Genomic DNA, 22,765 nt, shown 5'->3' with positions numbered 1-22,765 from the left:
TAGTCCGAATACAGATCCAAGAGTGGTTTATTCATGGAACCCGAGACTCCTCAGTGGAATATTCGATTACTACCCAAACCCGAGACAAGACCAACGCAACAGACGAGGCTGCGTAACATCAGTTATTCAGGGGATCGGTCAGCAGAGGCTTCCAGTGAAATGGGGTTCCACTTTCTACTCGAAAGTCGCCCACGCCGTTGGAATCGTACACACAGATGTCCGTCATCTGATAATCGGCGCCCAGATCGACAAAGGCCGTCAATGGATAGTAAAGCTTATCCACACCCTCCGACCACGTCGTTTTCGGCTGCGCCTTGCTTCCGGCGCGCGGGTCTCCGGCCAGATCCTGCTCGTCAAACAGAGCGAAGGCGTTTCCATGAGCGCCTTCATTGACGACCATCGCGGGCCGTATCGAGATCTTGCCGTTTGCAGCGGTTGTCCCGGCGGGAGCAGGGGCAAGCGACTTCGTCTGCGCGGCGCAGCTGGAACAAGCGGCGCCTAAGAGAGCAAAGAACGCAAACGGACGCCATTGTGGCCATTTTCTCATGAAACCCAGGATTCCTTTGTAATCGAAGCGCTTTGATTTTTAAACACTATAAATCAAAGCGCTTCGATTGTCAACCCATTGATGAAAATGGCCGCGCGTTCCGCACATTGCGATCCTATGAGAGGATCGCAATGTGCGCCGATCGGAAAAACAGCGTTTAGGGGAATCCGATCACCGGATTGCCATAGAACGCCAGTGACTTATAATTGGCGATGCTGGCCTTGCCGTCCTGGCTCAGATCGGTCGTCACGGGGATGAGAGTGACTCCCAGTCCCATTTTATTCTGCGAAGCCAGACCATTGTCGACCAGAACACCGTCGGGCCCGATCGTGAACTTCGCGCTGCGAGCCAGTTTTCCGCCGCGCAGCACTTTCACCTCGTAATCCCCCGGATGCTTGTCCAAAAAGAACATGCTGTCGTAGCTGCTGGCGCTATCTCCGTTGCGCCCTTTGGACACGCTGGAGAAATAGAAGGTGCAGCGCGACCATGTCAACTCCGGTTTTGTCGTACCCGGCTGAACGACAATCGGCGACGACACATTTCCCGCCGATTTCGTGCTGCTGATCTGCTTGCCGTTGTAATACAGATATCCGGCCAGCGTATCGGTATCCAGGGCCACGCGGAACCACATCTTCACGATCAATTGAGGCGCCTCGGCGTTTGCCGGATTGTCGTCAAAAGACATTTGACCGATGGGAAGCGTCCAATCATGGTTGACAAAATAGTCCGCCTGGCGGACTTCATTGGGGGCGCTGCCGTAGTGAAACTTTCCGACTTCGAACTTCCCAGTGTAAAGGGATTTGTTGACGCCGCTGAGAGCATTCGTCAGCACGATGTTCAGCGTAAAAACGCCAGTCATCGTCGTGGCTTGCTTTTCCATCTCAATGCCGTCAAGGGTAAAACTTTGGAATGAATCGGCGGCGGTCTCGTCGGTTCTGAGATCGCGACTGATCCACTTGGCGCCGCCGGGCTTGGTAAACTTCACAGTGATTTGACTGCCGCCCTCAAGAGGGCCTTGCACGTTGAAGTTCAGCTTGGGAACCCAGCTTCCCGTGAGGTATTGGGGCTCCTTGGCGGTGGGAGTGGGCCAGTACACCAAATAGTGCTGGGTGTTGAGGCGAACACTGGATTTGTAGACGTAAGGGCCAGGTAGATCATCCGCAAGCGCAAGCGCCGGAAAGGCCAGCGCGAGAATCAGCAGGAACAGTAGTCGGATTCTCAAGAAATTCCCTCCAGATTTTGTGTGCGTCCACTTGTTTGTAGCGCGGCTAACAACCAAGCAGATTATCCACAAAAACAGGAGAAAATAAGCTTTTTGGATCGCGACGGAAATTATAGGAGGCGGCGTTCGACGAGATCGACGCGATGATGCGCCGTCCGCTTGGCTCGCGCGTGCCGCACGAGAAGTGCTCGGCGGCGATTGCCTCCCAATATCAGAACGTCACTCAGGGCGACATAGTCTTTAGGCGGCTCTCATTTTGACCGGCGAAATGCCCTGCTCCAGCATCAGAATCCGCTCGGCGACCTGAAGGCGCGCGATCAGATCCGAACGGTCCAGCGGCTTCGTCAAAAAGACGTCGGCGCCGGCGTTCAGTCCCTGAACGCGGTCTTCCCGCGTCTGCTTCGCGGTCAGCAGGATAACGCAGGTATAGGGGACGTTTTTGCGCGCCCGGATGTTGCGGCACAGCTCGATGCCGTCCATCTCCGGCATCATCCAGTCGGTGATGACAATGGCGAATGTTTCGGCTTGCAGCGCGGCCCACGCCTGGACGCCGTTAGGGACAGCAGTCACCTGATGTCCAAGCCCTTCTAGGATCGTGCGCAGCGCGCGCATCGAAACAGGATCGTCTTCAGCAATAATGATTTTCATAATTCTTCCCACCAATATTTTCGGAGAAAACCTCGTAAATGTTCAGTACTATTTTGCGCTCAGGGCGCTAACCGACTCGATCCGCTCTTGCAGATAATCCATCACGAGATCCATTTCCACCTGAATTTTGCCGGCTAGACCCGCTGCCCCGACAGCATCTTCCTCCACTGCCAGCGCTTCCCACTCCTGACACCGATCCGCGAGACGGACCGCGCCGATCGCCGAGGACGCTCCCTTCAGCGTATGCGCCCAATGCTGCAAGCCCATGAAATCCTCAATCTCATGCATCATCACACAGCGCAGGTGCATTTTCGGGGCGGATTCGAAGAACTCCACCAGCATTTCGCGTTCAAAGCTCATATCGCCTCCGCATAGATTTTTCAGACGCGAAGGATCCAGGATATCCTCAGTGATTTCCGCAAAGAAGTCATCGGATTCCACAGGCGCTGAGGAGACGGCGCACCCAGTCAAATGGCGGTTCAAAGCGCAGTAAAGGTCCGGCGCATTGATCGGCTTCGTGATATAATCATCCATGCCCGCCTCAATGCACCGATCCCGATCGCCGCTCATCGCGTGAGCGGTCATGGCGATGATCGGCGTGCGTGACCGGCCCGATTCGCGCTCCCAGGCGCGAATGGCGGCGGTGGCGGCAAGACCGTCCATGCCGGGCATCTGCACATCCATCAGGATCAGATCGAATGTATCCGACTGTACGGCCGCGACGGCTTCCGCGCCATGGTTCGCGATTGTGAGACCCGCGAGATCGTATCCCGCCTGTTCTAACAAACGGCGCGCCACTTTCTGATTGATGGGGGTGTCCTCTGTCAGCAGGATACGCGCCGACCTTGCGGCGTCCTCCAGCCGCGTCTCCGCCGGGCGCTCTGCGTCCCGGCGGTCAGCCGATTCACCGCTGCCGAAGAGGAGCGAAAGCGTCTGGAACAGATCGGATTGACGCAGCGGCTTGCGCACACGCGCCGCAAACAGACCGGCGTCCTCTTCCTGACTTCGCACCTCACGACCTGCGAGCAGGATGACTGGCACATCCGCCAGGCTCGCCCGCATCTTCAAACGCCGCGCGGCGCCTCCGCCAAGCTCTGCATCGACCAGGACCGCATCCACGCCGTCTCGCAAATCGCCGGACAGCATCGCCAGCGCGCCCGCTTCATCGGCAGCCTCACTCGCTTCGCATCCCCATGCCCGCAGCAGGGAACTCACATTACGACGGCATTCCCCGCTTTCATCCACTGTCAGTACGCGCAGCGGCGGCAAAACTCTCGGAAGCCGCGCCGTATGCTGTCCGGTAACTTGCTTTTCAAAGGTCAGCGTAAAGAAGAAGGTGCTCCCCTGCCCTTCCTCGCTTTCAACCCCCAGTGTGCCGCCCATTAGCTCCACCAGCTGCCGGCAGATCGTCAATCCCAGCCCTGTTCCGCCATACTTTCGCGTCGTCGAACCGTCCGCCTGCGTGAAGCTTTCAAAAATCGCTTCCTGGCGCGCCTTGGGAATTCCGATCCCATTGTCACGCACGAAGATACGCCACTGGGCCTCGGCGGCGTTTTCAGAAATCAGCTCAGCGCCGAGCACGACTTCCCCGCCCTCATCCGTAAACTTGACGGCGTTGCTCAAAAGGTTCGTCGCCACCTGCCGCAGACGGCTGGGATCGCCCATCAGGCGGCCTGCTCCAAACGTCGGAGCGAACGACATTGGCGGCAGCGAACAAACCAGCTCCTGGCCTTTTTCCGCCCCCTTGGCGGACATCAGCACCGCGACATCCTCCAAAAGATCGTGCAGCGTAAACTCGACCGCCTCAATCGTCATTTTGCCCGCCTCGATCTTGCTGAAATCGAGGATATCGTTGATAACGGTCATCAGGGCGTCGGCGCATTGCTTGACAGTGCGCGCACAGTCGTATTGCCCCTCGTCCAGCGGCGTTCCGAGCAGCACGTCGATCATGCCGATGACGCCGTTCATCGGCGTGCGGATCTCGTGGCTCATGTTGGCGAGGAACTCGGACTTCAGTCGGGCGGCGGCGAGTGCGGCGTCGCGCGCTTCGGCCAGTTCCCAGTTGCGCCATTCCAATTCGAACGCCGTATCCGCAAGCTCCTGCTGGGCCTGTCTTTGATCGGTAATATCGCGAGCGATCGACGACACTCCGATAGGCTCGCCTTCCGCATTTTTGATCAACGAAATACTGACGGAGGTATCGACGACACGCTCGTCCTTTGCAATACGCGCCGTTTCGAAACTGCTAATAGACTCCATACGCATTAAGCGCTCTATCAGTGACGGCTCTCCCTCGGTTGACTGGTCGGGGGGAACCAGCACGCCGAATTTCTGTCCGATGGCTTCCTCCGCCCTGTAGCCGTAGAGACGCTCGGCGCCCGGGTTCCAACTGACGATCACATCTTCCAACGTCTTGCCGATAATGGCGTCGTCGGACGCCTCGACAATAGCGGCCAATTGGCGCACGCCTTCTTCGGCGAGCTTGCGCTCCGTGATATCCATTACAGAGCCTTCGAAGTAAGCAATTTCGCCGTTCGCACTATGAATTGCCCGCGCGGATTTCGTCATCCAGCCCAGCGAGCCATCTTTGCGGCGGAATTGAATAACGAAATCGTTGACGACTCCATCAGCAATCAATTGATACATCAACTCATGTCGCTGAGCAGGATAGACGTAGAGATCACGCCCAACATCCGTCACATTAGCGATCAGTTCCTCCGGGGTCTCATATCCGACGATACGTGCGAATGCCGGGTTAACGCTAATAAAGCGACCGTCCGGTGTCGATTGGAAGATGCCCTCTACGGCGTTTTCAAAGATCGACCGAAACTTCAGCTCAGCCTGGCGCAGTGCTTCCTCTTCCTGACGGCGGCGAGAAACATCCGCCGCAAGCACCAGGAAGCCCATGTTTCCGCCTGAGGCTTCGGTGATAGGATTGATACTGATTCCCAGAATACTTTCCGAGCCGTCGCCTCTCACATAGCCGACATCGTCCAGACGGACAACTTGCGACGTCGCCCTGCAGTCACGCACCGCTCGCATGACCTCGATCCAATCCCATAGCACTCCGCACTGCGCAAACGGCTTGCCCATCACGTCCACGCTTGCCTTGCCGAAGAGACGGGCCGCTGCGGCGCTCCACGCCGTGATAACGCCATTTTCATCCACACCGATCAAGACAGACGGCAGAGAGGCAAGCAAATGCTCCGTTTGGAGCACGACACGGCGAAGCTCCTGCTCCGTGGTGCGCCGCAGCGTGATGTCGTTGGCAATGGCGATCAGGCCGGTAATTCGCCCGTCCGAATCCGTCGTCGTTCGTCCATGCATCTCGTAACAGATACCCTGCAACTCGCCGATCCATGAGTTCATTTCGCCCTTCAAAGCATGCGTGACGCAATCGCGCAGTTCCGGCGCTTCGCTCAGCACTTCCAGATAGGATCGGCCGATCATGAACTCTGGATTTAAACCCATGGAGCATGCGCCGGCTCCGTCCAGCAGCGTGTACACGCCATTCTCATCGAGTGCGAAGATCACGCCGGGCATATATTTGGTGACGGCGGAAAATCGTTCGTTCGCTTCCCGCTCCCGCAAGTAGCTTGCCGCCAGATCCTCGGAGCGCAGGCGCAGATCCATTTCACGCATCGCCATCGCCGCCATATCCGCCAGGCTTTCCCTCTGCACATTGGTAAACACCCGAGGCTTTGTATCAATCAAGCACAGGGTTCCTAAATTCAAACCGTCGGCAGTAATCAGGGGGGCTCCGGCATAGAACCGCAGCTTAGGATCGTTCACAACCAGCGGATTTTCCGCAAAGCGGGGATCGAGCAGGGCGTTTTCCACCACCATTACGTCCGGTGAGAGGATGGCGTGAGCACAGAAGGCGATATCGCGGTCTATCTCACACACATCGACGCCGTGATGGGATTTTAGCCACTGGCGCTCCTCACCGACGAGGCTGATCAAGACGATCGGCATATCAAAGATACGGGCCGCGAGCGCCGTGATTCGATCGAAGGAAGTTTCAGCGGACGTGCCCAGGATTCGATACTGGCTCAGCGCCTGAAGGCGCGCTTCTTCATTTTCGGGGATCGGATAGGCCATGAGAATTTCCAGTCATCCACAATCTACGCGCGCTCCAAGCGCGACTCTCGCTGAAAATTGTCGGCATGTAAGACATTCGCTCATTAGGTCAAATTGACAGCTTGGCGATCCCCGAAAAAGCCGCTCTAGATACCGTAGCCAGGCACCGATAATGGCTTCAGCACGGCGACGCCGGCGAACTATTTTAGAAACAGAGGACTACCGCCCCCATGCCAACCGTGAAAAAGAGCATTGCGTACCGCAGGCGCGGCGCCGCCGCCACATTAACATTGAACGGCAGCATCGGCATGTTTGAAGCCGAGGCCTTTCATGAAAGCGCAAGCAAGGCGCTGGCCGACACGCCTGCGAAGACCGTGACAATCGACCTGGCGGGGGCGGAACGGCTGGACATTTCCGCCCTGCAAATTCTGCACGCACTGCGCCGGGATCTCGCCCAAAATGGACGCGCCACGGTCATTTCAGAGCCGACGGAACGGACGCTGGCGGACGCCATCGCGGCGGGTATGCCCCTATGAGATTTTTCCCATTCAAACAAAAGCAGCCTGAGGCTGCTCTCGACGCGCCAATCGCTGCAAGCAACGCCTCACTGGAAGCGCGTATCGAAGACGCCGAGGCGCTCGCCGCCGAACAGTCGAGCCTGCTGGAGGAGCGTGAGAATCAGATCGCCTTTCTGAAGATGCAGCTCAGCGCCGCTGAGGCAGACGCCGCCGAGCAGCGCCAGATCGCCGATCAGGCCGCCGCAGCATTGAACGACGCCGAGGAAGAGAGAAGGCGCATTACGGATCAGGTCGCCGAATTGGCCGACAATCTCGCCGGACAAGTCGTGACGGCGCTTTCCGAAGCCGAGCAGGCAGTGTCCGCCGCGATTGGATCATTCCTGCAGATCTCTGCGGACTCCGACGAAGCGGCCGCCAGTGCTCAGTCGGTCGCCGGCTCGGACAACAAGGGCAGCGTCACGCAGATCGCGTCGCAGGCGACAGATGTCATGGGCGGCTTTGTGGAGGGCATGCTCAGCACCGCCCGCCAGATTTCCCGCACCGCCAAGCAGATCCAGTCGCTGACGGAAGTCTCCACCCATCTGCGCAAACTGCTGGACGACATTGAAGTGATCGCCGACCAGACCGTGCTTCTGGCTTTCAACGCTTCCATCGAAGCAGCGCGCGCCGGCCAGGCGGGCCTCGGCTTCTCCGTCATCGCCGGCGAAGTGCGCAAACTTTCCGAACGCAGTCGAAAGGCAACTGACAGAATGCGCGTCCTCACGAATCAAGTCAGTGAGGATAGTGGAACGATTTTCGATTCTCTGGGGATTGCCGCGGAACACAGTCTGGAAAAGAGCTGTTCGGCGCAGATCGCCATCAACGATCTGCTCGATATGATCCAGTCGGCGGATGAAGTGACCCAGGCCGCCGTCTCGGATCTCGGAGAGCGCAGCATGAAGGTCAGCCAGGACATCGGTAAGATCGTCATCGCGTTCCAGTTCCATGACTTGTTGCGCCAGCGATTGGAGCACGTTGCGGACCCGCTCTGCCGAATGCGCGATATGCTGCGCGGCGAGTACGGCGAAAGTGAAGAACAGCACGCGACTCTTGCCTATGCGGTCGGGCAGAACACCTTTATGGCCCAGGCCGTGGGCGCGGCGCCAACGCTCCAAGTCGTCAGCTATCAGGGTGACGACGACGACATTACCCTTTTCTAATGGTTTGCGAAAACCCTCTAACGAAGCCTGTAAAGATTACCGAAATACAACTGTACCCTCTCGCTGAGAGCAGCAACTAAAGGACTGACACGTGGCAAAAACAGCACTGATTGTAGACGACTCGACGTCAATGCGGCAGATGGTGGGCTTTACGCTCAAAGGCGCGGGGTTCACCGTGCTGGAAGGCGGCAACGGCCAGGAAGCCCTGGCGAAACTCGCCAGCGCGCCTGGCGGCAAAGTCGATCTGATCATCACGGACCTCAACATGCCCGTGATGGATGGTCTCACTTTTATCAAGGAAGCCCGCACCAAGGCGGGACTTCGCTTCACTCCCATTCTCATGCTCACGACGGAGAGTGGAGATGGCCGTAAGGCGGAAGGTAAAGCCGCCGGCGCGACCGGCTGGATCGTCAAGCCGTTCCATCCGGAACAGCTTTTGAAGGTGATTGAAAAGGTACTCCCAGCGTGAACCTCGACATGACAATGTTTCACCAGGCCTTCTTTGAAGAAGCCGGTGATTTGCTAGCCGACCTGGAAGGCTTGCTGCTGCGTCTGGAGGAAGCTCCCGACGATCTGGAACTGCTCAACACCATATTTCGGTGTGCGCACTCCATCAAAGGCGGCAGCGCCACTTTCGGATTTACGGACATCGCGCACTTCACCCACGGCCTGGAAACGCTGTTGGACAAGGTTCGCAATGGGGAGATCAAGATCGACCGATCGCTCTCTCAAATTCTCTTTGAATCCCTCGACCAGATGAAGGCGCTGCTTGCTGTCGCCCGCGGCGAAAGCACATCGGCGCCGGACTCGACCGCGCTTTCGGCGCGGATCGAAGCCGCGATCCTTGGCCAGCCGGCTATGGTCGCCTCCTCCCCTACTCTCTCTAAGCCGAAATCGGCGGAGGAAGAAGGATGGGGCGTCTGGACAGTCGCTCACACCTACCATCTTTATTTTGCTCCTGGAATAGACATCCTGCGGCAGGGCGGCGACCCGCTGCTGCTGATCGGCCAGCTGGGCAAGGTCAGCGACATTCTCAGCGTTTCCTGCGACGATTCTCGCCTGCCCACCATTGCCGAGATGGACCCGGAAGCATGCTACCTGAGCTGGGATATCGACCTGCGTTCGGACAAGACTTCGGAAGAGATCCTGGAAATCTTCGAATTCGTCGCCGACGAAAGCGAAATTCGCCTGGAGATCACGGGCGAGATCCGCACGCCGGTTCAGTCTGACTTAAGCGTTGTGGAAATCCCGGCGGCCGCGCCAGAGCCAGCGACGCCCATTGCTGAAATAATGGAAACGGCCGCTCCAGCCGCCGCGATTGTTCCGTCTGCGATGCCGCCTATTGAGTCCGCGAAAGCTGCTCCTTCGGCGGAGACACAGACGCTGCGTGTTTCGACCGACAAAGTCGACAAGCTGATCAATCTGGTCGGCGAGCTCGTCATCAATCAGTCGATGCTTAACGAAGTCGTTCAGGACTTCTCCATGGCGAAACTGCCTCGCCTGATCGAAGCCGTCGCCGAGATGGAGCGCGCGTCCCGTGAACTTCAGGAACGTGTGATGGCTGTCCGGATGCTGCCGATCAAGCACGCCTTCGGCCGGTTCCCTCGCCTGGTGCGCGATCTCGCCGCCACGGTCGGGAAGAAGATCGAACTGAAGACTTCCGGCGAAGACACAGAACTGGACAAGGGCATGATCGAGTCCATCGCGGACCCGCTCACACACTTAGTTCGAAACTCCATCGACCATGGCCTGGAGACGCCCGAGGAGCGCCGAGCCGCCGGTAAGCCGGAAACAGGAACTGTCTCGCTGCATGCGCTCCACGAAGGCGGAAGCATCGCCGTGGAAGTCTCGGACGACGGACGCGGCCTCAGCCGCGAGCGTATCTTAAAGAAGGCGATTGAGCGTGGATGGGTGACGGAGAACGACACTCCCTCCGACGAAACACTCTACAACTTCATCTTCATGCCCGGCTTCTCCACGGCGGCGGCGGTCACGGACCTTTCCGGGCGCGGCGTCGGCATGGATATCGTTAAGCAGGGCGTACAGGCGCTGGGCGGCTCGATTACCCTGACGTCCACGCCGGGAGTGGGCACGACGTTCCGTATCCGGCTCCCACTCACGATGGCGATCCTGGAAGGCCTCTCCCTGACTGTCGGCAACGAGACATACATCCTGCCGCTGACCAGCATCGTGGAAAGCATTCAGCCCGCCGCCGGCGATGTCCGCAAGATTGCCGGACGCGCGGAGATCGCGATGGTGCGCGGAGAGGTGCTTCCGGTTGTCCGACTGTATGAAATCTTCGGCTCCGTCCCCAAGGTCACCGACCCCACTCAGGGCCTGCTGGTGATCGTGGAGAATGACAACCACAAGGTCGCCGTGCTTGTCGATGAACTGATCGGGCAAAGCCAGGTGGTGATCAAAAGTCTGGAAACCAATTATCGTAAGGTGCGCGGCATCGCCGGCGCCACCATTATGGGCGATGGCCGAGTCGCTCTTATTCTCGACGTTCCGGGATTAGTGCGGGACACGCTTTCGGGCAACGCCGCGCTGGCCGCGGCGGCCTAACCCATCTCTCGACAAAGGATACTCACATGGCGCTTGAACAAACGCAGTTTTCTCAGAGTGACGCCGGATCTTCCGCCGACGCCAATCAGTACCTCACCTTTTCTCTCGGCGACGAAGAATATGGCGTGGACATCCTGAAGGTTCAGGAAATCAAAGGATATGTCCCTACCACGCGTATTCCGAACGCTCCCCCCGAAGTCGTCGGCGTGCTAAACCTGCGCGGCACGATCGTCCCGATCGTGGACTTGCGCCGCAAGTTCGGCCTGGAGGAGATCGAGTACAACCAGTTCACCGCGATCGTGGTGGTGGTGGTGCAGAACCGGGTGATGGGAGTGATTGTGGACAGCGTCTCGGAAGTAGTTAATATTCCTCTGAGCGACATTCAGCCCGCTCCGGATTTTGGAAACTCCATGAGCTCCAGCACGCTGCGCGGCATGGCCCGCATGGGAGAAAATCTGATCATTTTACTCGATATCGATATCGTTCTGCTTGGGGAGCCCGCTCCTCTCGCGCTTGCGGCCTAAGGGCCATATTCTTAAGTACAGATTTCACTAATAGGAGTTACGAATTATGGCAGCCGCCGCAAAAACAACAACGACCGCCCCCCGCGCTACAGTGCGCAAGACGGAACTAAACGTCGTCGAGGGCGATAACAAGCCGACACGCGCCCCCCGCCCCAAGCTCTCCGTCGTGGGGAGCGCGCCGAAGGCGCCGAACATGCTGGCTTGGGCGAACTCCGCGCTGGACAACTCTCGCTCGAACACGTTCCTATGCGACAAGGATTTCAATATCCTGTACGCCAACCAGAAGAGCTTCGATATCCTGGAGTTCATGGAGCCGAACCTGCACGCTTACAGCGACAGCTGGAAGTCATTCCGCGTCGCCGATATCATTGGCGGCAACCTCTCGTTCTTATTTACGGATGAGCCGCAGGAGTTCCGCCGCGCCGCCGACCCGCGCAACCACCCATACCAGGCCCGCATCAAGACCGGTCCCTGTGTCTGCGACGTTCAGGTGACTGGTATCCGCGCCGAGAACGGCGACCTGGTCGGCTACTCTATCGATTGGGAGCGCATCACGGACAAGCTGGCTCAAGAAGCCCGCGTGCAGCAGCTGATGACCACCCTGGATCACTCGACCGCGAACACCTTCCTGTGCGACATGCAATGGAACGTACTGTACGCCAACGAGAAAGCCGTGGACATCATGCGCTTTATGGAGCCGAACCTGCACCGGCACAGCGACGCCTGGCGATCGTTCCGAGCGGATGAAGCGGTCGGCAAGTCACTGAACTGGCTCTTCACGGATGAACCCGAAGAGTTCCGCCGCGCTTCTGATCCGCGCAACCATCCGTATCAGGCCCGCATCAAAACCGGCCCTTGCGTCTGCGACGTCACCGTCACCAGCACCAAGGACGCCAAGGGTAATGTCGTCGGCTACGCCATCTACTGGGAGCGGATCACCGAAAAGGTCGCAATGGAAGCGCGCCAGCAGGAACAGATCGCGGAGAAAGAATACCTATCGGCGAAGATCGAAGAGATGATGGGCGCCGCCCTGGCCATCACGCAGGGCGACCTCACCCAGCAAATCCCGGTGGAAAAAGATGATGCGATCGGCAAGCTCGCCACGGCGTTCAACGACATGACCGCGAACCTCTCGCAGCTAATCGCTCAGGTCCGTGTCGCCTCCGACAGCATCGTGGCGTCTTCCAACGAAGTCTCCGCCGGAAACGACGATCTGTCGCGCCGCACCGAAGAAACGGCGTCTAGCCTGGAAGAAACGGCGTCCAGCATGGAGGAGATGACCTCCACCGTCAAGCAGAACGCGGACAACGCCCGGCAGGCCAACCAGCTGGCGGCCCAGGCCCGTGAAGTCGCCGAACGCGGCGGCAGCGTGGTCGGCAAGGCCGTCAACTCGATGGAGGAGATCAACAAGGCGTCCAAGCGCATCGCGGATATCATCTCGGTGATCGACGAGATCGCGTTCCAGACGAACCTTCTAGCCCTGAACGCCGCCGTCGAAGCGGCGCGTGTCGGCGAGCAAGGACGCGGCTTCGCCGTCGTCGCCGCCGAAGTGCGGACCCTCGCCGGCCGCAGCGCCACCGCCGCCAAGGAAATCAAGACGCTCGTTCAAGACAGCGTCTCGAAAGTCCAGGAAGGCAGCACCCTGGTCAACCAGAGCGGCCAGCAGCTGGAGGAGATCGTGACCTCGGTCAAGAAGGTCGCGGACATCATCGCCGAAATCTCGGCGGCGTCACAGGAGCAAGCCTCCGGTATCGAGCAGGTAAACACGGCGATCATGCAGATGGATCAGATCACGCAGCAGAACGCCGCGCTGGTCGAGGAAGCCGCCGCCACCAGCCAGGGAACGACGAATGAAGCCAAGGATCTCGTCCGTGTCGTTGGACAGTTCCAGATCGACCCCAGCTACATCGACGCCATGATGCGCGATTCCGAGAACGCCCGGCCCTCGGCGCCCGCCAAAAAGGCGCCTTTCCGGCCAGCTCCGGTCAGCCGGTTCGCTCCCACCCCGCAGCGCTCCGCATTGGGAGCAGCGCGCGCCGCAGCTCCGGCCCGACGCCCAGCCGCGTTCATCAAGAACGACGACGGCTTCGAAGAGTTCTAGGTCCGACAAATCTCCCCGGGAGACCCACATCAGCGCCATTCCAATCGTGGGTTGGGATGGCGCTGAATATTCCGATGGATCGGATCGAAGATTATGGAAGAGCCCGAGCTTACCGATAAAGAATTCGCCAAATTCCGTGACCTGATCTATCAGCTCACCGGGATCGTCATCAACGAAGGCAAGCGCCAGCTGGTGCTGTCACGCCTGACCAAACGACTTCGACTGCACAACATTACATCGTTCTCCCAGTATTACGATCTTGTGACGAACGCGCTGGATAGTGAAGAACAAAGCGCTTTCATCAACTCCATCACGACGAACAAGACGGACTTCTTCCGTGAGCCGCATCACTTCGATTTTATCGCCAAGGAGCTGGTTCCTTCGCTGGTACAGAGCGCGCGGAGCGGCGAGCGCGCCCCTAAGCTGCGCATCTGGCACGCAGGCTGTTCGACGGGCGAAGAGCCGTACACACTCGGCGTCACGCTCTCAGAGGCATTCGCGTCGCATCCCGACTGGGACTGGCGGCAATTGGCCTCGGATATCGACACAAACGTTTTGGCCCACGCCGAGCGAGGCGTTTATGAAGAAAGCAGAACGGACACCATCACGCCCAGCCTGCTGCGCAAGTACTTCCTGCGTGGAACGGGTGAGCGCGAGGGGCATTACAAGGTCCGGCGTGAGCTTCAAGAGCATTTGACGTTCCGTCAGGTCAACCTGCTGGACCCGGTCTGGCCCATGAAAGCGGATACGAAGTTCGATATCATCTTTTGCCGTAACGTCGTGATTTACTTTGACAAGCCGACACAAAAGCGGCTGTTTGAGCGCTTCGCCGCTCGCCTTGCGCCCGGTGGGCTGCTGTTCATCGGGCACTCCGAGTCGCTGCTGGGAATCTCCAGCGACTTCGACGCCTGCGGACAAACGATCTATCGCCTGTCGGACAACGCGAGCGCATGGGAGAAAGCGGCGTGAACAAGCGTTATGAGCAGGAGTTCGGAGAGCGCCGCCGCCGCTCGATTCATATCGGCGGCGTCTGCGCAAGCGGAGACGCCACCGTGGTCCGGACGATTCTGGGATCATGCATCGCGGTAGGACTTTACGATCCCACGGCAAATGTCGGCGGTCTCAATCACTTTATGCTGCCCGAAAGCAGCAGCGGCGAGGCTGTCAGCGCTCGGTACGGCGTGCACGCCATGGAGCTGCTGATCAACGACTGCATGCGGCACGGCGCGGACCGGCGACGCCTTCAGGCAAAGGTGTTCGGAGGCGCGCATGTCCTGCGCATCGCGGAGTCGGCGGAGGGCGTTCCACAGAGCAACATTCGATTTGCGCTGAATTTTTTGGAGACGGAAGAGATCCCGGTCGTTTCGCGAGATCTGGGGGGATACGCGGCGAGAGAAGTCTACTTCTTTACAGACACGGGCCGAGCGCTCCTGCGGCGTCTGGAATCGACGGGGTCCGACCAGCAAGCTCTGGCCGCCGAGATGGCGCGCGAAAAGAAGATCGCCGATCGTCCGGCGCCGCAGCCTTCGCCCAGCGATGACAGCAATATCACGTTATTTTAGACTGCCTGAAAAGCAGGCGCCGAAGAGGTCATTATGTCTGGAAAGAAAATCCGAGCGCTCATTGTCGACGACAGCGCCGCAATGCGTCAGCTGCTCACCCATATCCTTTCATCCGACCCCGAGATTGAAATCGTCGGGACTGCGTCGGACCCATTCATCGCCCGAGAGAAAATCGTGGCTCTCTCCCCCGACGTCATTACTCTTGATGTCGAGATGCCACGCATGGATGGTCTGACGTTTCTCGAAAAACTGATGCGCGGCCGCCCCACCCCCGTTGTTATGGTCTCATCGCTGACGCAAGCCGGCTGTGATGTGACGCTTCGGGCGCTGGAGCTTGGCGCCATCGATTACTTCGCCAAGCCGACCTTCGACACACTCAATGGCGTGTCGGACGGCGCAGACCTAATTATTGAGAAGGTAAAAGCCGCCGCGCGAGCGCGTGTCCTTCCAAAAACGGCGCCCGCAAGGCCCATTGCCGCCGCGCCGTCCGCCCTTTCGGGAGCGGCCGCCTATCAGCTGACGAACCGGATCATCGCGATCGGCGCCTCTACCGGCGGCACGGAAGCGATCCGGGAGGTGCTCTCTCAGCTACCGGCAAACTCGCCCGGAATCGTGATGGTGCTGCATATGCCGCCCGGCTTCACGGCGTCCTACGCCAAGCGGCTGGACAGTCTTTGCAATATCCGCGTGAAAGAAGCCGAGAACGGAGATCGCGTTCTGCCCGGCCACGCCCTGCTGGCGCCCGGCAGCTTCCACATGTCCCTGCTGAAATCGGGCGCAGAATACTCCGTCCGGGTCGCCGAAGGCCCGCCGGTCAACCGCCACCGCCCCTCGGTCGATGTGCTTTTCGACAGCTGCGCCGCGCTCGCAGGCCGCAACGTCAACGCCGCGATCCTCACCGGCATGGGCGACGACGGCGCGCGCGGCCTGCGCCGAATGCGCGACGCTGGCGCCTACACCGTCGCACAGGATGAAGCGACCTGCGTCGTCTTCGGCATGCCCAAGGAAGCCATCGCCCAGGGCGGCGTTCAGGATGTCCTGCCCCTGCAATGCATCGCCGAGCGATTGCTCACGCACAAATAAGAAAATGCCCTCCGGCCCCAAAGGGGCCGGAGGGCGTCTTGGTGTCGTCTAGAACTTCTTTGTCTTCCCCACCATCATCGGCTCAATGTCTTTCTTGTCCCGGTTCATCGCTAGCTGGCTGAGCGTGACGAATTTATATCCACGTGCGCGCGCCTGGCTGATCAGCTGCGGCAAAATATCGAGCGTCTCCTGAATTCCATCATGAAGAAGAAGAATCGCGCCGTTTTCGAGACGGTCGAGAGAGCGCTGGAGGATCACATCTCCGGGGATGCGCGCCCAGTCGCCGGGGTCATCGGTCCAGAGCGCTGTGATGTAGCCGCGCCGGGACGCGGCGCTCAGCACGGTCTGGTTGTAATTGCCGCCAGGCGGGCGGAAAAAGCGCACCGAGGAGCCGGTCACCCGTTTGATCGCGCGATCACACCGGTCGATCTCATACTCCACCATCTCCGGCGTCAGCTCATTCAAATTGACATGGTCGTATGTGTGATCGCCAACTTCATGGCCTTCAATCACTTCCAGCTGAACTAATGTCGGAAACTTCTCTACTTGCTTTCCCACAACGAAGAACGTCGCAGGCGTATGCGTCTGCTTCAATATTTGAAGCAGCTTGAGTGTGTACCCCTCATGCGGACCGTCGTCAAATGTCAGCGCGATCTCTTTGCGGTCCATATTGCCACGGATGATTTTGTTGAACCGATAGCCACGGGACTTCTCGTAGGTGTCCCGCGCGAGCAATTCGACCTGCGACTGCGGGATTTCCGCCGAGTTCAAAAAGGCGTTCGGCGCCGTCTTGCGGATACGGTCGACAGCGGTAGGGTTGTCGTCGGCGTGGCCGGGACGGGTCATCGGCTGCATCTTCTCACGGAATGACAGCGGGCGTTTGCCTGCGGCGTACACGGGCGATATGAGGACGGCGACTGTCAGCATTGGGACGATGGGCCGCCAAAAATATTTGTAACTCATTTGGTCTGGTAAAGGAAAGCGAAGGTACGCGGGCATCCTTGGCGCCTCGCGTTTGATATGCAGCACTGCGATATTAATACGGCGATATTATAGAATAAAAAGTTCCTGTTCGCAATGCCCGCCTGCTCCGAAATCGTTTTCAGAGAGCCTTTTCCACCCGTTCCGGTGTCATAATAAAGGGTAAGCGCCGAGTTCTGAGCGATTCGCACGCTGAAGATGTGGAGTATCGATGCTGTCGCGTCCCAGGCCGGGGCGCTGGGAAGGTAAGTTTTTTTGGCATTATTAGACGATCTCCCCGACGCCGTGCGCGCGACGCTTGGCGAGGCGAGGGATGGAGAAGAGCTGGTTGACGGCACGCTGGTGTCCATGGCCGGAGATATCGGACTTGATGGGAGCTTCGGAGAGCGCTGGCTGATTGCGGACCGCCGCGCGGTTACCGTGGCGACCGTGACGAAGAGCGGCGTGAGCCGCGATCTGGATCTGCCGCTGGAGCAGATCCGCGCGGTGCGTGTGGATACGCTCGTGGGCAGCGGCGCACTGCTGATCGATACAAAATCGGGCGGCGTCGTGGAGGCCCTGCGCTTCTCGGCCGCCCTGGCGCCTAAGTTCGGCGCGGCGGCGCGGGCTCTGGAGGCGATCGCCAAGGAAGAGGCGATCCCCGAAACGTCCGCCGCCGATGTCGAGCGCAAAGTCTGCCCCAAGTGCGGCGACCCACTGCCCGACGACACCAATGTCTGCATTAAGTGCGTGGACAAGCGCGCCGTGCTGCTGCGTCTCCTCGGCTACGCCATGCCGTTCCGGACGCAGTGCATTCTGATCGCCGTGCTGATGCTCGCCGGGACGGCGGTCAGCGTCATTCCCCCGATCTTCCAGCAAAAGCTCACCGACGAAGTCCTGGTGCCGCACAAGCACTTCGATTGGATCGGCGGGATCGTCTTCGGCTTGATCCTGGTCAGTGTCCTCTCCCGGGCGCTGACGATCTGGCGCGGCCGGCTCGCCGCCTGGATCTCCAATCGGATGGTGTATGTGCTGCGAACGCAGGCGTACAACCGTCTTCAAGAGCTTTCGCTCGGTTATTATGACAAGCGCCAAACGGGGTCGCTGCTCGCGCGCGTGACGCAGGACGTCAACGAGCTGCAAAACTTCATGGTTGACGGGATCCAGTTCTTTCTGGTCAACTCGCTCACCATCGTCGGAATCCTGGTGATCATGTTCCGGTACAACTGGCTGCTGACGCTGCTGGTGCTGATCCCCGTTCCGATCACCGTCTACTTAGTCCAGGCGACCTGGAAGCGCCTGCGCGGACGTCTGGTGCGTCTCTATCACCTGCGCAGCAACCTCTCGGCCTCACTGACCTCCGTACTCTCCGGCGTGCGCGTCGTGAAAGCCTTCGCGCAGGAAGAGCGCGAAAAGGATCAGTTCGAGGACCGCTCGGCCAAACTGCGCGACGCGACTTCTTACTACGACATGGGCGTGGCGACCTACTTCCCAATGATCGAGTTTGTGACAACGCTGGGCGTCTATGTGATCTGGCTAGTCGGCGGTCGCGAAGTCTTCTCGAACTTCAGCAATAAACCGTCCGAAGGCATGACCCTGGGTGTGCTGGGCATGTTCCTCTCCTATACGGCGATGCTGCTGGGGCCGCTCCAGGGCATGACGCGGATCGCCGACTGGATGTCTCGTTCGACCGCAAGCGCGGAGCGCGTCTTCGAAGTGATCGACGCCGAACCCGATATCAAGAGCGTGGAGAACGCCGTCCGAATGCCGCGCATTGAAGGCCATGTCGAACTGCGCAGCGTTCGTTTTTCCTACGACAAGAACCAGCCGGTCCTCGACGGCGTTTCCATCGATGTCAAGGCGGGCGAAATGATCGGTCTGGTCGGCCACTCCGGCGCCGGCAAGTCCACGATCATCAACCTCCTTTCGCGCTTCTACGATGTCAAAGAAGGCGCGATCTTGATCGACGGCGTCGATATCCGCAATATCGATCTGGGCGACCTGCGCCGACAGATCGGCGTGGTGCTTCAGGAGCCGTATCTGTTCCCCGGCTCGATCGCCGACAACATCAAGTATGCGCGCCCGGACGCCGCTCCGGAAGAGATTATGCAGGCGGCCAAGGCGGCGAACGCGCACGAGTTCATCATGCGCTTCCCCGACGGCTACGATACGTTTGTCGGCGAGCGCGGCGCGCGTCTCTCCGGCGGGGAGCGCCAGCGCATCTCCATCGCCCGCGCCATCCTGCACGATCCACGGATCTTAATTCTGGACGAAGCCACGGCGTCGGTGGACACACAGACCGAGAAGAAAATTCAGGACGCCATCGCCCGCCTCGTCGCGGGCCGCACGACCTTCGCCATCGCGCACCGCCTGTCCACGCTGCGCAACGCCAATCGCCTGATGGTGATCGAACGCGGCAAACTCGCCGAGCTCGGCACGCACGATGAGCTGCTCGCCAAGCCCGACGGCACGTTCCGCAAACTGGTCGATTTGCAGCGAGAGGTGAACCAGATCAATGAGCTCTAATATCGAAACGCCAGGCGCTGAAACAACCGAAGAGCGCAATCCCTTCGCGATCCGTTTTCTCGAACCGTCGCAAGTGCGCCTCTTTCACAGCGCCCCCGGCGACGCCGCGATCCGCCTAACCATCGAAGGGGAACTGAGCTGGCGCGCTGTCCGCATCGCCCGCGCCTTCCCCTTTTCCGATCCCGACCATTACATCGGCCTGCGCGATGAAGAAGACGAAGACATCGGCATCATCCGCGACTTGAAAGAGCTGGACGCCGAATCCCGCGCCCTCGCTCAGACGGCTTTGGATCGGCGCTACTTCACGCCCAAGGTCACCAAAGTCAAAAGCGTCTCCGAGAAATCCGGCTCCGCCACCTTTGACGTGGAAACCGACCGCGGCCCCGCCCGATTCGTCGTACGCAGCCTGCGGGACAATTCGTTCTCGCTGGGTTATCATCGGATGATGCTGGTGGACAGCGAGGGCGGCCGATATGAATTTCCTGATATTACGGCATATGGGAATAGGGCGTATTTGGTGTTGTCGAAGGTGATGTGAGGAGGAAGCCCTATTCCCCCACTCGCTGCCCGCACCAATAGGGCGTTTGTTTTTCGAAGAAGATGCCCCTCCGCCCCATAGGATTAGGAAGGCCCCTCCGCCCCAATTCTGGGGGACTCGGAGTTCGCCCCTCCGCCCCAATTCTGGGGGACCGGAAAATGCCATAATCCGAAATCGGGTCCCCCAGAATTGGGGCGGAGGGGCATCCTAATCTGTTCCTCTCCGAACACGTTACCCTCGCGCCGAAGTTTACTTCGGCGGGGAGATAGGGCTCATCTCCGCCGTTCCCCGCACCTTCAATTCCCCATGCTCCACGGTCGCGCTCGTCACAGACAGCGGAATCCTCACTCCACTCAAATCCAGCACCGGGTTCAATCGGTCCAGCGCCAAATTTAGTAACGAAGCCGGAAGCGGGACGATCCCCAGATGTCCGCCATCGGCTTGAAAATCAAGCTTGTTTGGCTCGCCGGGGTGCGGGGTCAGATTGCCGCTGAGCCGCACGGTGGTTTGGATGCCGAGGGGCGAGACGGGGACGGAGGCTTCCAGGCTGCTGTCGCGCAGGGTCACTTGTAGGCCGGACGCCTTGCCTTTGACTTGCGAGAGATAGTGCGTGAGATTTTCCTGACTGAGCGAGCCGTCAAAATCTAAAGCGCCGATCTTTTGCAGGGTGTGGGCTTTGGTGTCGAATGAGAGATCGGTGGCGTTTAGGTTGAGCGTGTCCATGGTGAGCGACGGGGTGAGCTGCACCTGGCTTCCGGCGATCCGAACTTGCTTGGCGCGACCTCGGGTGAGGGCGAACGTATCCCCGGAAACGTGGACATCGTACTTTTGGGCGGGGCCGAGCATGCGCGGCAGCGCAGCGGAAATCTTGCGCTCCGCGATGCGCTGCGGCGAAACGCTTGCGCATCCCGCCGACAGCAATCCAAGGAAGATTAAGGGCAGCGCGGCGAAGCTACTTGACGAGCGGAATGTGATGTTCGGGCGCTTTGGGATCATAATCAGAGGTTACCACCAGACTGTCTTTTCCCAGGGATTGTACCAGAGAAAACGGCAGCGAGGGGCGGCCATGCAGTGTGTTGTCGATCAGGCCGGTGGAAAGGCTGAAGCCGATCACCTGCCGCGTCTCCGGGTCGATCATGACGTCCGCAACCTTGCCGACGACAGTTCCTGTCGCGGTCAGCACAGGCCGGTCTTCGATCTCACCCCCGCGCACCGCATGCGATTCCTCGCTCATTCTCCCGTTTTGGATCAGCGCCTCACGGTCCGCGATCACCACGGCGTCCGGGCCGATGCTGGAGATTTGCGCCGCGAGCAGCAGGCTCGGTTTGGAAAACATCCCGCCCACATCCACCAAAAGCGCTTCTAATTCCCCATTCGTGGGAGAAAAGAACAGGTCATCCACGCGCCCCAGCCGCTCGCCATTGTCCATGGCGACGATGGCTGTCCCGCGCAGATTGTGTCCGGATCGTGTCGTCATTGCATGCCTCTTTTCAAATCGTATCTGAAAGAGAAATACCCGGCGGAAGGGGAGGCTCAAACGGACGCAGGGGCGGAAACGATCTTGAGGAGGGTCACCTCGGGCGGGCAGAACAAACGCATCTGCGGCCCCATAACGCCGACGCCGCGTGTGGTGTACACGGGGTGGTGCGGCCCCTGACGCAGTCCTTCGGGATAATGCGTCGCCATTTTGGGAACATGCAGCGGGCCGAAACCGGGCAGACGGATTTGACCGCCATGAGAATGGCCGGAAATCTGCAATGTGAGTCCAAGCGGCCCCATCTCGTCCGCGACATCCGGTTCGTGGACCATCAAAAACCGGAATGCGCCTTCGGGAACATGGCGCAGCGCCCGGGGCCAGTGAGCGGCGTGCGCCAGAACGTCGTCGACACCAATCACATAGGTATTGGGAAGCGTGGGAATCGGCCGGGACATATTGCGCAGAATAGAGATCCCCACCCGCTCGAGTCCCTTGGCGACGGCGCCGGGATGAGCGTTCAGCGAATCATGATTTCCCAGGACACCATATACGCCGCCAGGCGTCTGTGTGAGAGGCTTCAGGGCTTCGGCGCATGGCCCGATCCAATCATTCGCATTATGGCCAGAAACGAAGTCACCCGGCAGAAAGACGACGTTGGGTTTCAGCGCCATCAGCATCGCTACGGCGCGCGCCGTTCTCTCGACCGCACGGTGTCGGTCGCAGTGGAAATCGCTCAAAATCCCAATACGCCAGCCGCTGTGCGCCGCAGGCCACCCAGGCGCGGCGACGATAGTCTCGCGCACTATCAGCCGCTCCTCTTCGACCGTGTGCCCGTACGCGGCGGCGCCGCCGCTCGTAAGCCCCGCGAAGGCGGCCCCCTTCAGAAACCGGCGCCGGGCCGGCGATTTCGGCCGCGCATCCACGATCGGTCTTTCCTTCGCGTTTTTCATTTTAGGCTGTCTTGCTCTCTGACGTAATCTTCAGGATCGTCACTTCTGGAGGACAAAACAGGCGGTATGGCGGGCCGATCGTCCCAATCCCGCGCGATGTGTAGACCCGATGATGCTTAGCCTGCTGGAGCCCTTCGGGATAGCGCTGTCCCATCACCGGCGTCTGGATCGGAGGCAGTAACGGAATACGGATCTGTCCGCCATGCGAGTGCCCCGAAATTTGCAGGGCGAAGCCGGGACCGAGATCATCAGCGTAGTCAGGCTC

19 protein-coding genes and 1 pseudogene are annotated in these 22,765 nt (G+C 59.5%); 11 read left to right on the top strand and 9 right to left on the bottom strand.

Going from position 1 to position 22,765, the window contains the following annotated elements; genetic code table 11:
- Window positions 1–118: 118 nt before the first annotated feature.
- From ABIZ35_RS04050 to ABIZ35_RS04035, 4 genes are all read right to left on the bottom strand, one after another.
- Entirely contained in the window at window positions 119–547 is a 429-nt protein-coding gene (locus ABIZ35_RS04050) for a hypothetical protein (protein ID WP_348218589.1), read from the bottom strand.
- Between the two features lie 157 nt (window positions 548–704).
- Window positions 705–1,769, bottom strand: a complete 1,065-nt coding sequence (locus ABIZ35_RS04045; protein WP_348218588.1) for a hypothetical protein — start codon at window positions 1,767–1,769, stop codon at window positions 705–707.
- 240 nt (window positions 1,770–2,009) lie between these two features.
- Complete coding sequence (locus ABIZ35_RS04040; protein ID WP_348218587.1) at window positions 2,010–2,417, bottom strand: response regulator; 408 nt, start codon at window positions 2,415–2,417, stop codon at window positions 2,010–2,012.
- A gap of 48 nt (window positions 2,418–2,465) precedes the next feature.
- Window positions 2,466–6,518, bottom strand: a complete 4,053-nt coding sequence (locus ABIZ35_RS04035) for a PAS domain S-box protein (protein ID WP_348218586.1) — start codon at window positions 6,516–6,518, stop codon at window positions 2,466–2,468.
- Window positions 6,519–6,727: 209 nt separating this feature from the next.
- Between ABIZ35_RS04035 and ABIZ35_RS04030 the strand changes: the two genes are divergently transcribed.
- The 9 genes from ABIZ35_RS04030 (at window position 6,728) to ABIZ35_RS03990 (ending at window position 16,049) form a co-directional block, all read left to right on the top strand.
- Window positions 6,728–7,033, top strand: a complete 306-nt coding sequence (locus ABIZ35_RS04030; RefSeq protein WP_348218585.1) for an STAS domain-containing protein — start codon at window positions 6,728–6,730, stop codon at window positions 7,031–7,033.
- Window positions 7,030–8,214 (top strand): methyl-accepting chemotaxis protein, encoded by a 1,185-nt coding sequence (locus ABIZ35_RS04025; RefSeq protein WP_348218584.1) that lies wholly within the window; start codon window positions 7,030–7,032, stop codon window positions 8,212–8,214. The genes ABIZ35_RS04030 and ABIZ35_RS04025 overlap by 4 nt, the downstream gene beginning before the upstream one ends.
- Before the next feature lie 91 nt (window positions 8,215–8,305).
- Window positions 8,306–8,683 (top strand): response regulator, encoded by a 378-nt coding sequence (locus ABIZ35_RS04020; protein WP_119325103.1) that lies wholly within the window; start codon window positions 8,306–8,308, stop codon window positions 8,681–8,683.
- 8 nt (window positions 8,684–8,691) lie between these two features.
- Window positions 8,692–10,779 carry a chemotaxis protein CheA gene (locus ABIZ35_RS04015; RefSeq protein ID WP_348218583.1) on the top strand — a complete coding sequence of 696 codons (2,088 nt, stop codon included), beginning with the start codon at window positions 8,692–8,694 and terminating at the stop codon, window positions 10,777–10,779.
- A gap of 26 nt (window positions 10,780–10,805) precedes the next feature.
- A complete protein-coding gene (locus ABIZ35_RS04010) occupies window positions 10,806–11,303 on the top strand; it encodes a chemotaxis protein CheW (protein WP_348218582.1) in 498 nt (165 codons plus the stop codon).
- Between the two features lie 46 nt (window positions 11,304–11,349).
- Window positions 11,350–13,404 carry a methyl-accepting chemotaxis protein gene (locus ABIZ35_RS04005; RefSeq protein WP_348218581.1) on the top strand — a complete coding sequence of 685 codons (2,055 nt, stop codon included), beginning with the start codon at window positions 11,350–11,352 and terminating at the stop codon, window positions 13,402–13,404.
- Between the two features lie 93 nt (window positions 13,405–13,497).
- Window positions 13,498–14,373, top strand: coding sequence for a protein-glutamate O-methyltransferase CheR (locus ABIZ35_RS04000; RefSeq protein ID WP_348218580.1), 876 nt, complete (start codon window positions 13,498–13,500; stop codon window positions 14,371–14,373).
- The gene (locus ABIZ35_RS03995) at window positions 14,370–14,966 is read left to right on the top strand and encodes a chemotaxis protein CheD (protein WP_348218579.1); all 597 of its coding nucleotides are present in this window, start codon (window positions 14,370–14,372) and stop codon (window positions 14,964–14,966) included. The genes ABIZ35_RS04000 and ABIZ35_RS03995 overlap by 4 nt, the downstream gene beginning before the upstream one ends.
- A gap of 33 nt (window positions 14,967–14,999) precedes the next feature.
- Entirely contained in the window at window positions 15,000–16,049 is a 1,050-nt protein-coding gene (locus ABIZ35_RS03990) for a chemotaxis response regulator protein-glutamate methylesterase (protein ID WP_348218578.1), read from the top strand.
- A 48-nt stretch (window positions 16,050–16,097) separates the two neighbouring features.
- Here the strand turns inward: ABIZ35_RS03990 and ABIZ35_RS03985 are convergent, their stop codons facing one another.
- Window positions 16,098–16,976, bottom strand: a complete 879-nt coding sequence (locus ABIZ35_RS03985) for a polysaccharide deacetylase family protein (protein WP_348218577.1) — start codon at window positions 16,974–16,976, stop codon at window positions 16,098–16,100.
- 309 nt (window positions 16,977–17,285) lie between these two features.
- On the opposite strand from ABIZ35_RS03985, the gene ABIZ35_RS03980 reads away from it, so the two are divergent.
- Together ABIZ35_RS03980 and ABIZ35_RS03975 are read left to right on the top strand one after the other, a co-directional pair.
- Window positions 17,286–19,535 (top strand): ABC transporter transmembrane domain-containing protein, encoded by a 2,250-nt coding sequence (locus tag ABIZ35_RS03980; RefSeq protein WP_348218576.1) that lies wholly within the window; start codon window positions 17,286–17,288, stop codon window positions 19,533–19,535.
- Window positions 19,525–20,073: a DUF1854 domain-containing protein gene (locus tag ABIZ35_RS03975; protein ID WP_348218575.1), complete on the top strand. Its 549-nt coding sequence runs from the start codon at window positions 19,525–19,527 to the stop codon at window positions 20,071–20,073. The genes ABIZ35_RS03980 and ABIZ35_RS03975 overlap by 11 nt, the downstream gene beginning before the upstream one ends.
- 249 nt (window positions 20,074–20,322) lie before the next feature.
- Here ABIZ35_RS03975 and ABIZ35_RS03970 read toward each other — a convergent pair whose 3' ends face one another.
- The 4 genes and pseudogenes from ABIZ35_RS03970 to ABIZ35_RS03955 all read right to left on the bottom strand — a co-directional run.
- Window positions 20,323–21,069, bottom strand: coding sequence for a DUF2993 domain-containing protein (locus ABIZ35_RS03970; RefSeq protein ID WP_348218574.1), 747 nt, complete (start codon window positions 21,067–21,069; stop codon window positions 20,323–20,325).
- Complete coding sequence (locus ABIZ35_RS03965) at window positions 21,026–21,550, bottom strand: PRC-barrel domain-containing protein (RefSeq protein WP_348218573.1); 525 nt, start codon at window positions 21,548–21,550, stop codon at window positions 21,026–21,028. The genes ABIZ35_RS03970 and ABIZ35_RS03965 overlap by 44 nt, the downstream gene beginning before the upstream one ends.
- A gap of 56 nt (window positions 21,551–21,606) precedes the next feature.
- Window positions 21,607–22,500 carry a metallophosphoesterase gene (locus ABIZ35_RS03960; protein ID WP_348218572.1) on the bottom strand — a complete coding sequence of 298 codons (894 nt, stop codon included), beginning with the start codon at window positions 22,498–22,500 and terminating at the stop codon, window positions 21,607–21,609.
- Between the two features lies 1 nt (window position 22,501).
- Window positions 22,502–22,765, bottom strand: a pseudogene (locus ABIZ35_RS03955) (metallophosphoesterase); the annotation flags it as partial.

It is taken from the genome of Capsulimonas sp. (genome assembly GCF_039929585.1).
GTDB lineage: Bacteria > Armatimonadota > Armatimonadia > Armatimonadales > Capsulimonadaceae > Capsulimonas.
Note: the sequence above shows the minus strand (reverse complement) of the source record. Positions and strands in the feature narration are given on the sequence as shown.

What these genes read in the sequence shown, in the direction of transcription:
- ABIZ35_RS04050 (WP_348218589.1), bottom strand. Translation starts at nt 547, where the DNA reads ATGAGAAAATGGCCACAATGGCGTCCGTTTGCGTTCTTTGCTCTCTTA.
- ABIZ35_RS04040 (WP_348218587.1), bottom strand. Translation starts at nt 2,417, where the DNA reads ATGAAAATCATTATTGCTGAAGACGATCCTGTTTCGATGCGCGCGCTG.
- ABIZ35_RS04035 (WP_348218586.1), bottom strand. Translation starts at nt 6,518, where the DNA reads ATGGCCTATCCGATCCCCGAAAATGAAGAAGCGCGCCTTCAGGCGCTG.
- ABIZ35_RS04030 (WP_348218585.1), top strand. Translation starts at nt 6,728, where the DNA reads ATGCCAACCGTGAAAAAGAGCATTGCGTACCGCAGGCGCGGCGCCGCC.
- ABIZ35_RS04025 (WP_348218584.1), top strand. Translation starts at nt 7,030, where the DNA reads ATGAGATTTTTCCCATTCAAACAAAAGCAGCCTGAGGCTGCTCTCGAC.
- ABIZ35_RS04015 (WP_348218583.1), top strand. Translation starts at nt 8,692, where the DNA reads ATGACAATGTTTCACCAGGCCTTCTTTGAAGAAGCCGGTGATTTGCTA.
- ABIZ35_RS04010 (WP_348218582.1), top strand. Translation starts at nt 10,806, where the DNA reads ATGGCGCTTGAACAAACGCAGTTTTCTCAGAGTGACGCCGGATCTTCC.
- ABIZ35_RS04005 (WP_348218581.1), top strand. Translation starts at nt 11,350, where the DNA reads ATGGCAGCCGCCGCAAAAACAACAACGACCGCCCCCCGCGCTACAGTG.
- ABIZ35_RS04000 (WP_348218580.1), top strand. Translation starts at nt 13,498, where the DNA reads ATGGAAGAGCCCGAGCTTACCGATAAAGAATTCGCCAAATTCCGTGAC.
- ABIZ35_RS03990 (WP_348218578.1), top strand. Translation starts at nt 15,000, where the DNA reads ATGTCTGGAAAGAAAATCCGAGCGCTCATTGTCGACGACAGCGCCGCA.
- ABIZ35_RS03985 (WP_348218577.1), bottom strand. Translation starts at nt 16,976, where the DNA reads ATGCTGACAGTCGCCGTCCTCATATCGCCCGTGTACGCCGCAGGCAAA.
- ABIZ35_RS03975 (WP_348218575.1), top strand. Translation starts at nt 19,525, where the DNA reads ATGAGCTCTAATATCGAAACGCCAGGCGCTGAAACAACCGAAGAGCGC.
- ABIZ35_RS03970 (WP_348218574.1), bottom strand. Translation starts at nt 21,069, where the DNA reads ATGATCCCAAAGCGCCCGAACATCACATTCCGCTCGTCAAGTAGCTTC.
- ABIZ35_RS03965 (WP_348218573.1), bottom strand. Translation starts at nt 21,550, where the DNA reads ATGACGACACGATCCGGACACAATCTGCGCGGGACAGCCATCGTCGCC.
- ABIZ35_RS03960 (WP_348218572.1), bottom strand. Translation starts at nt 22,500, where the DNA reads ATGAAAAACGCGAAGGAAAGACCGATCGTGGATGCGCGGCCGAAATCG.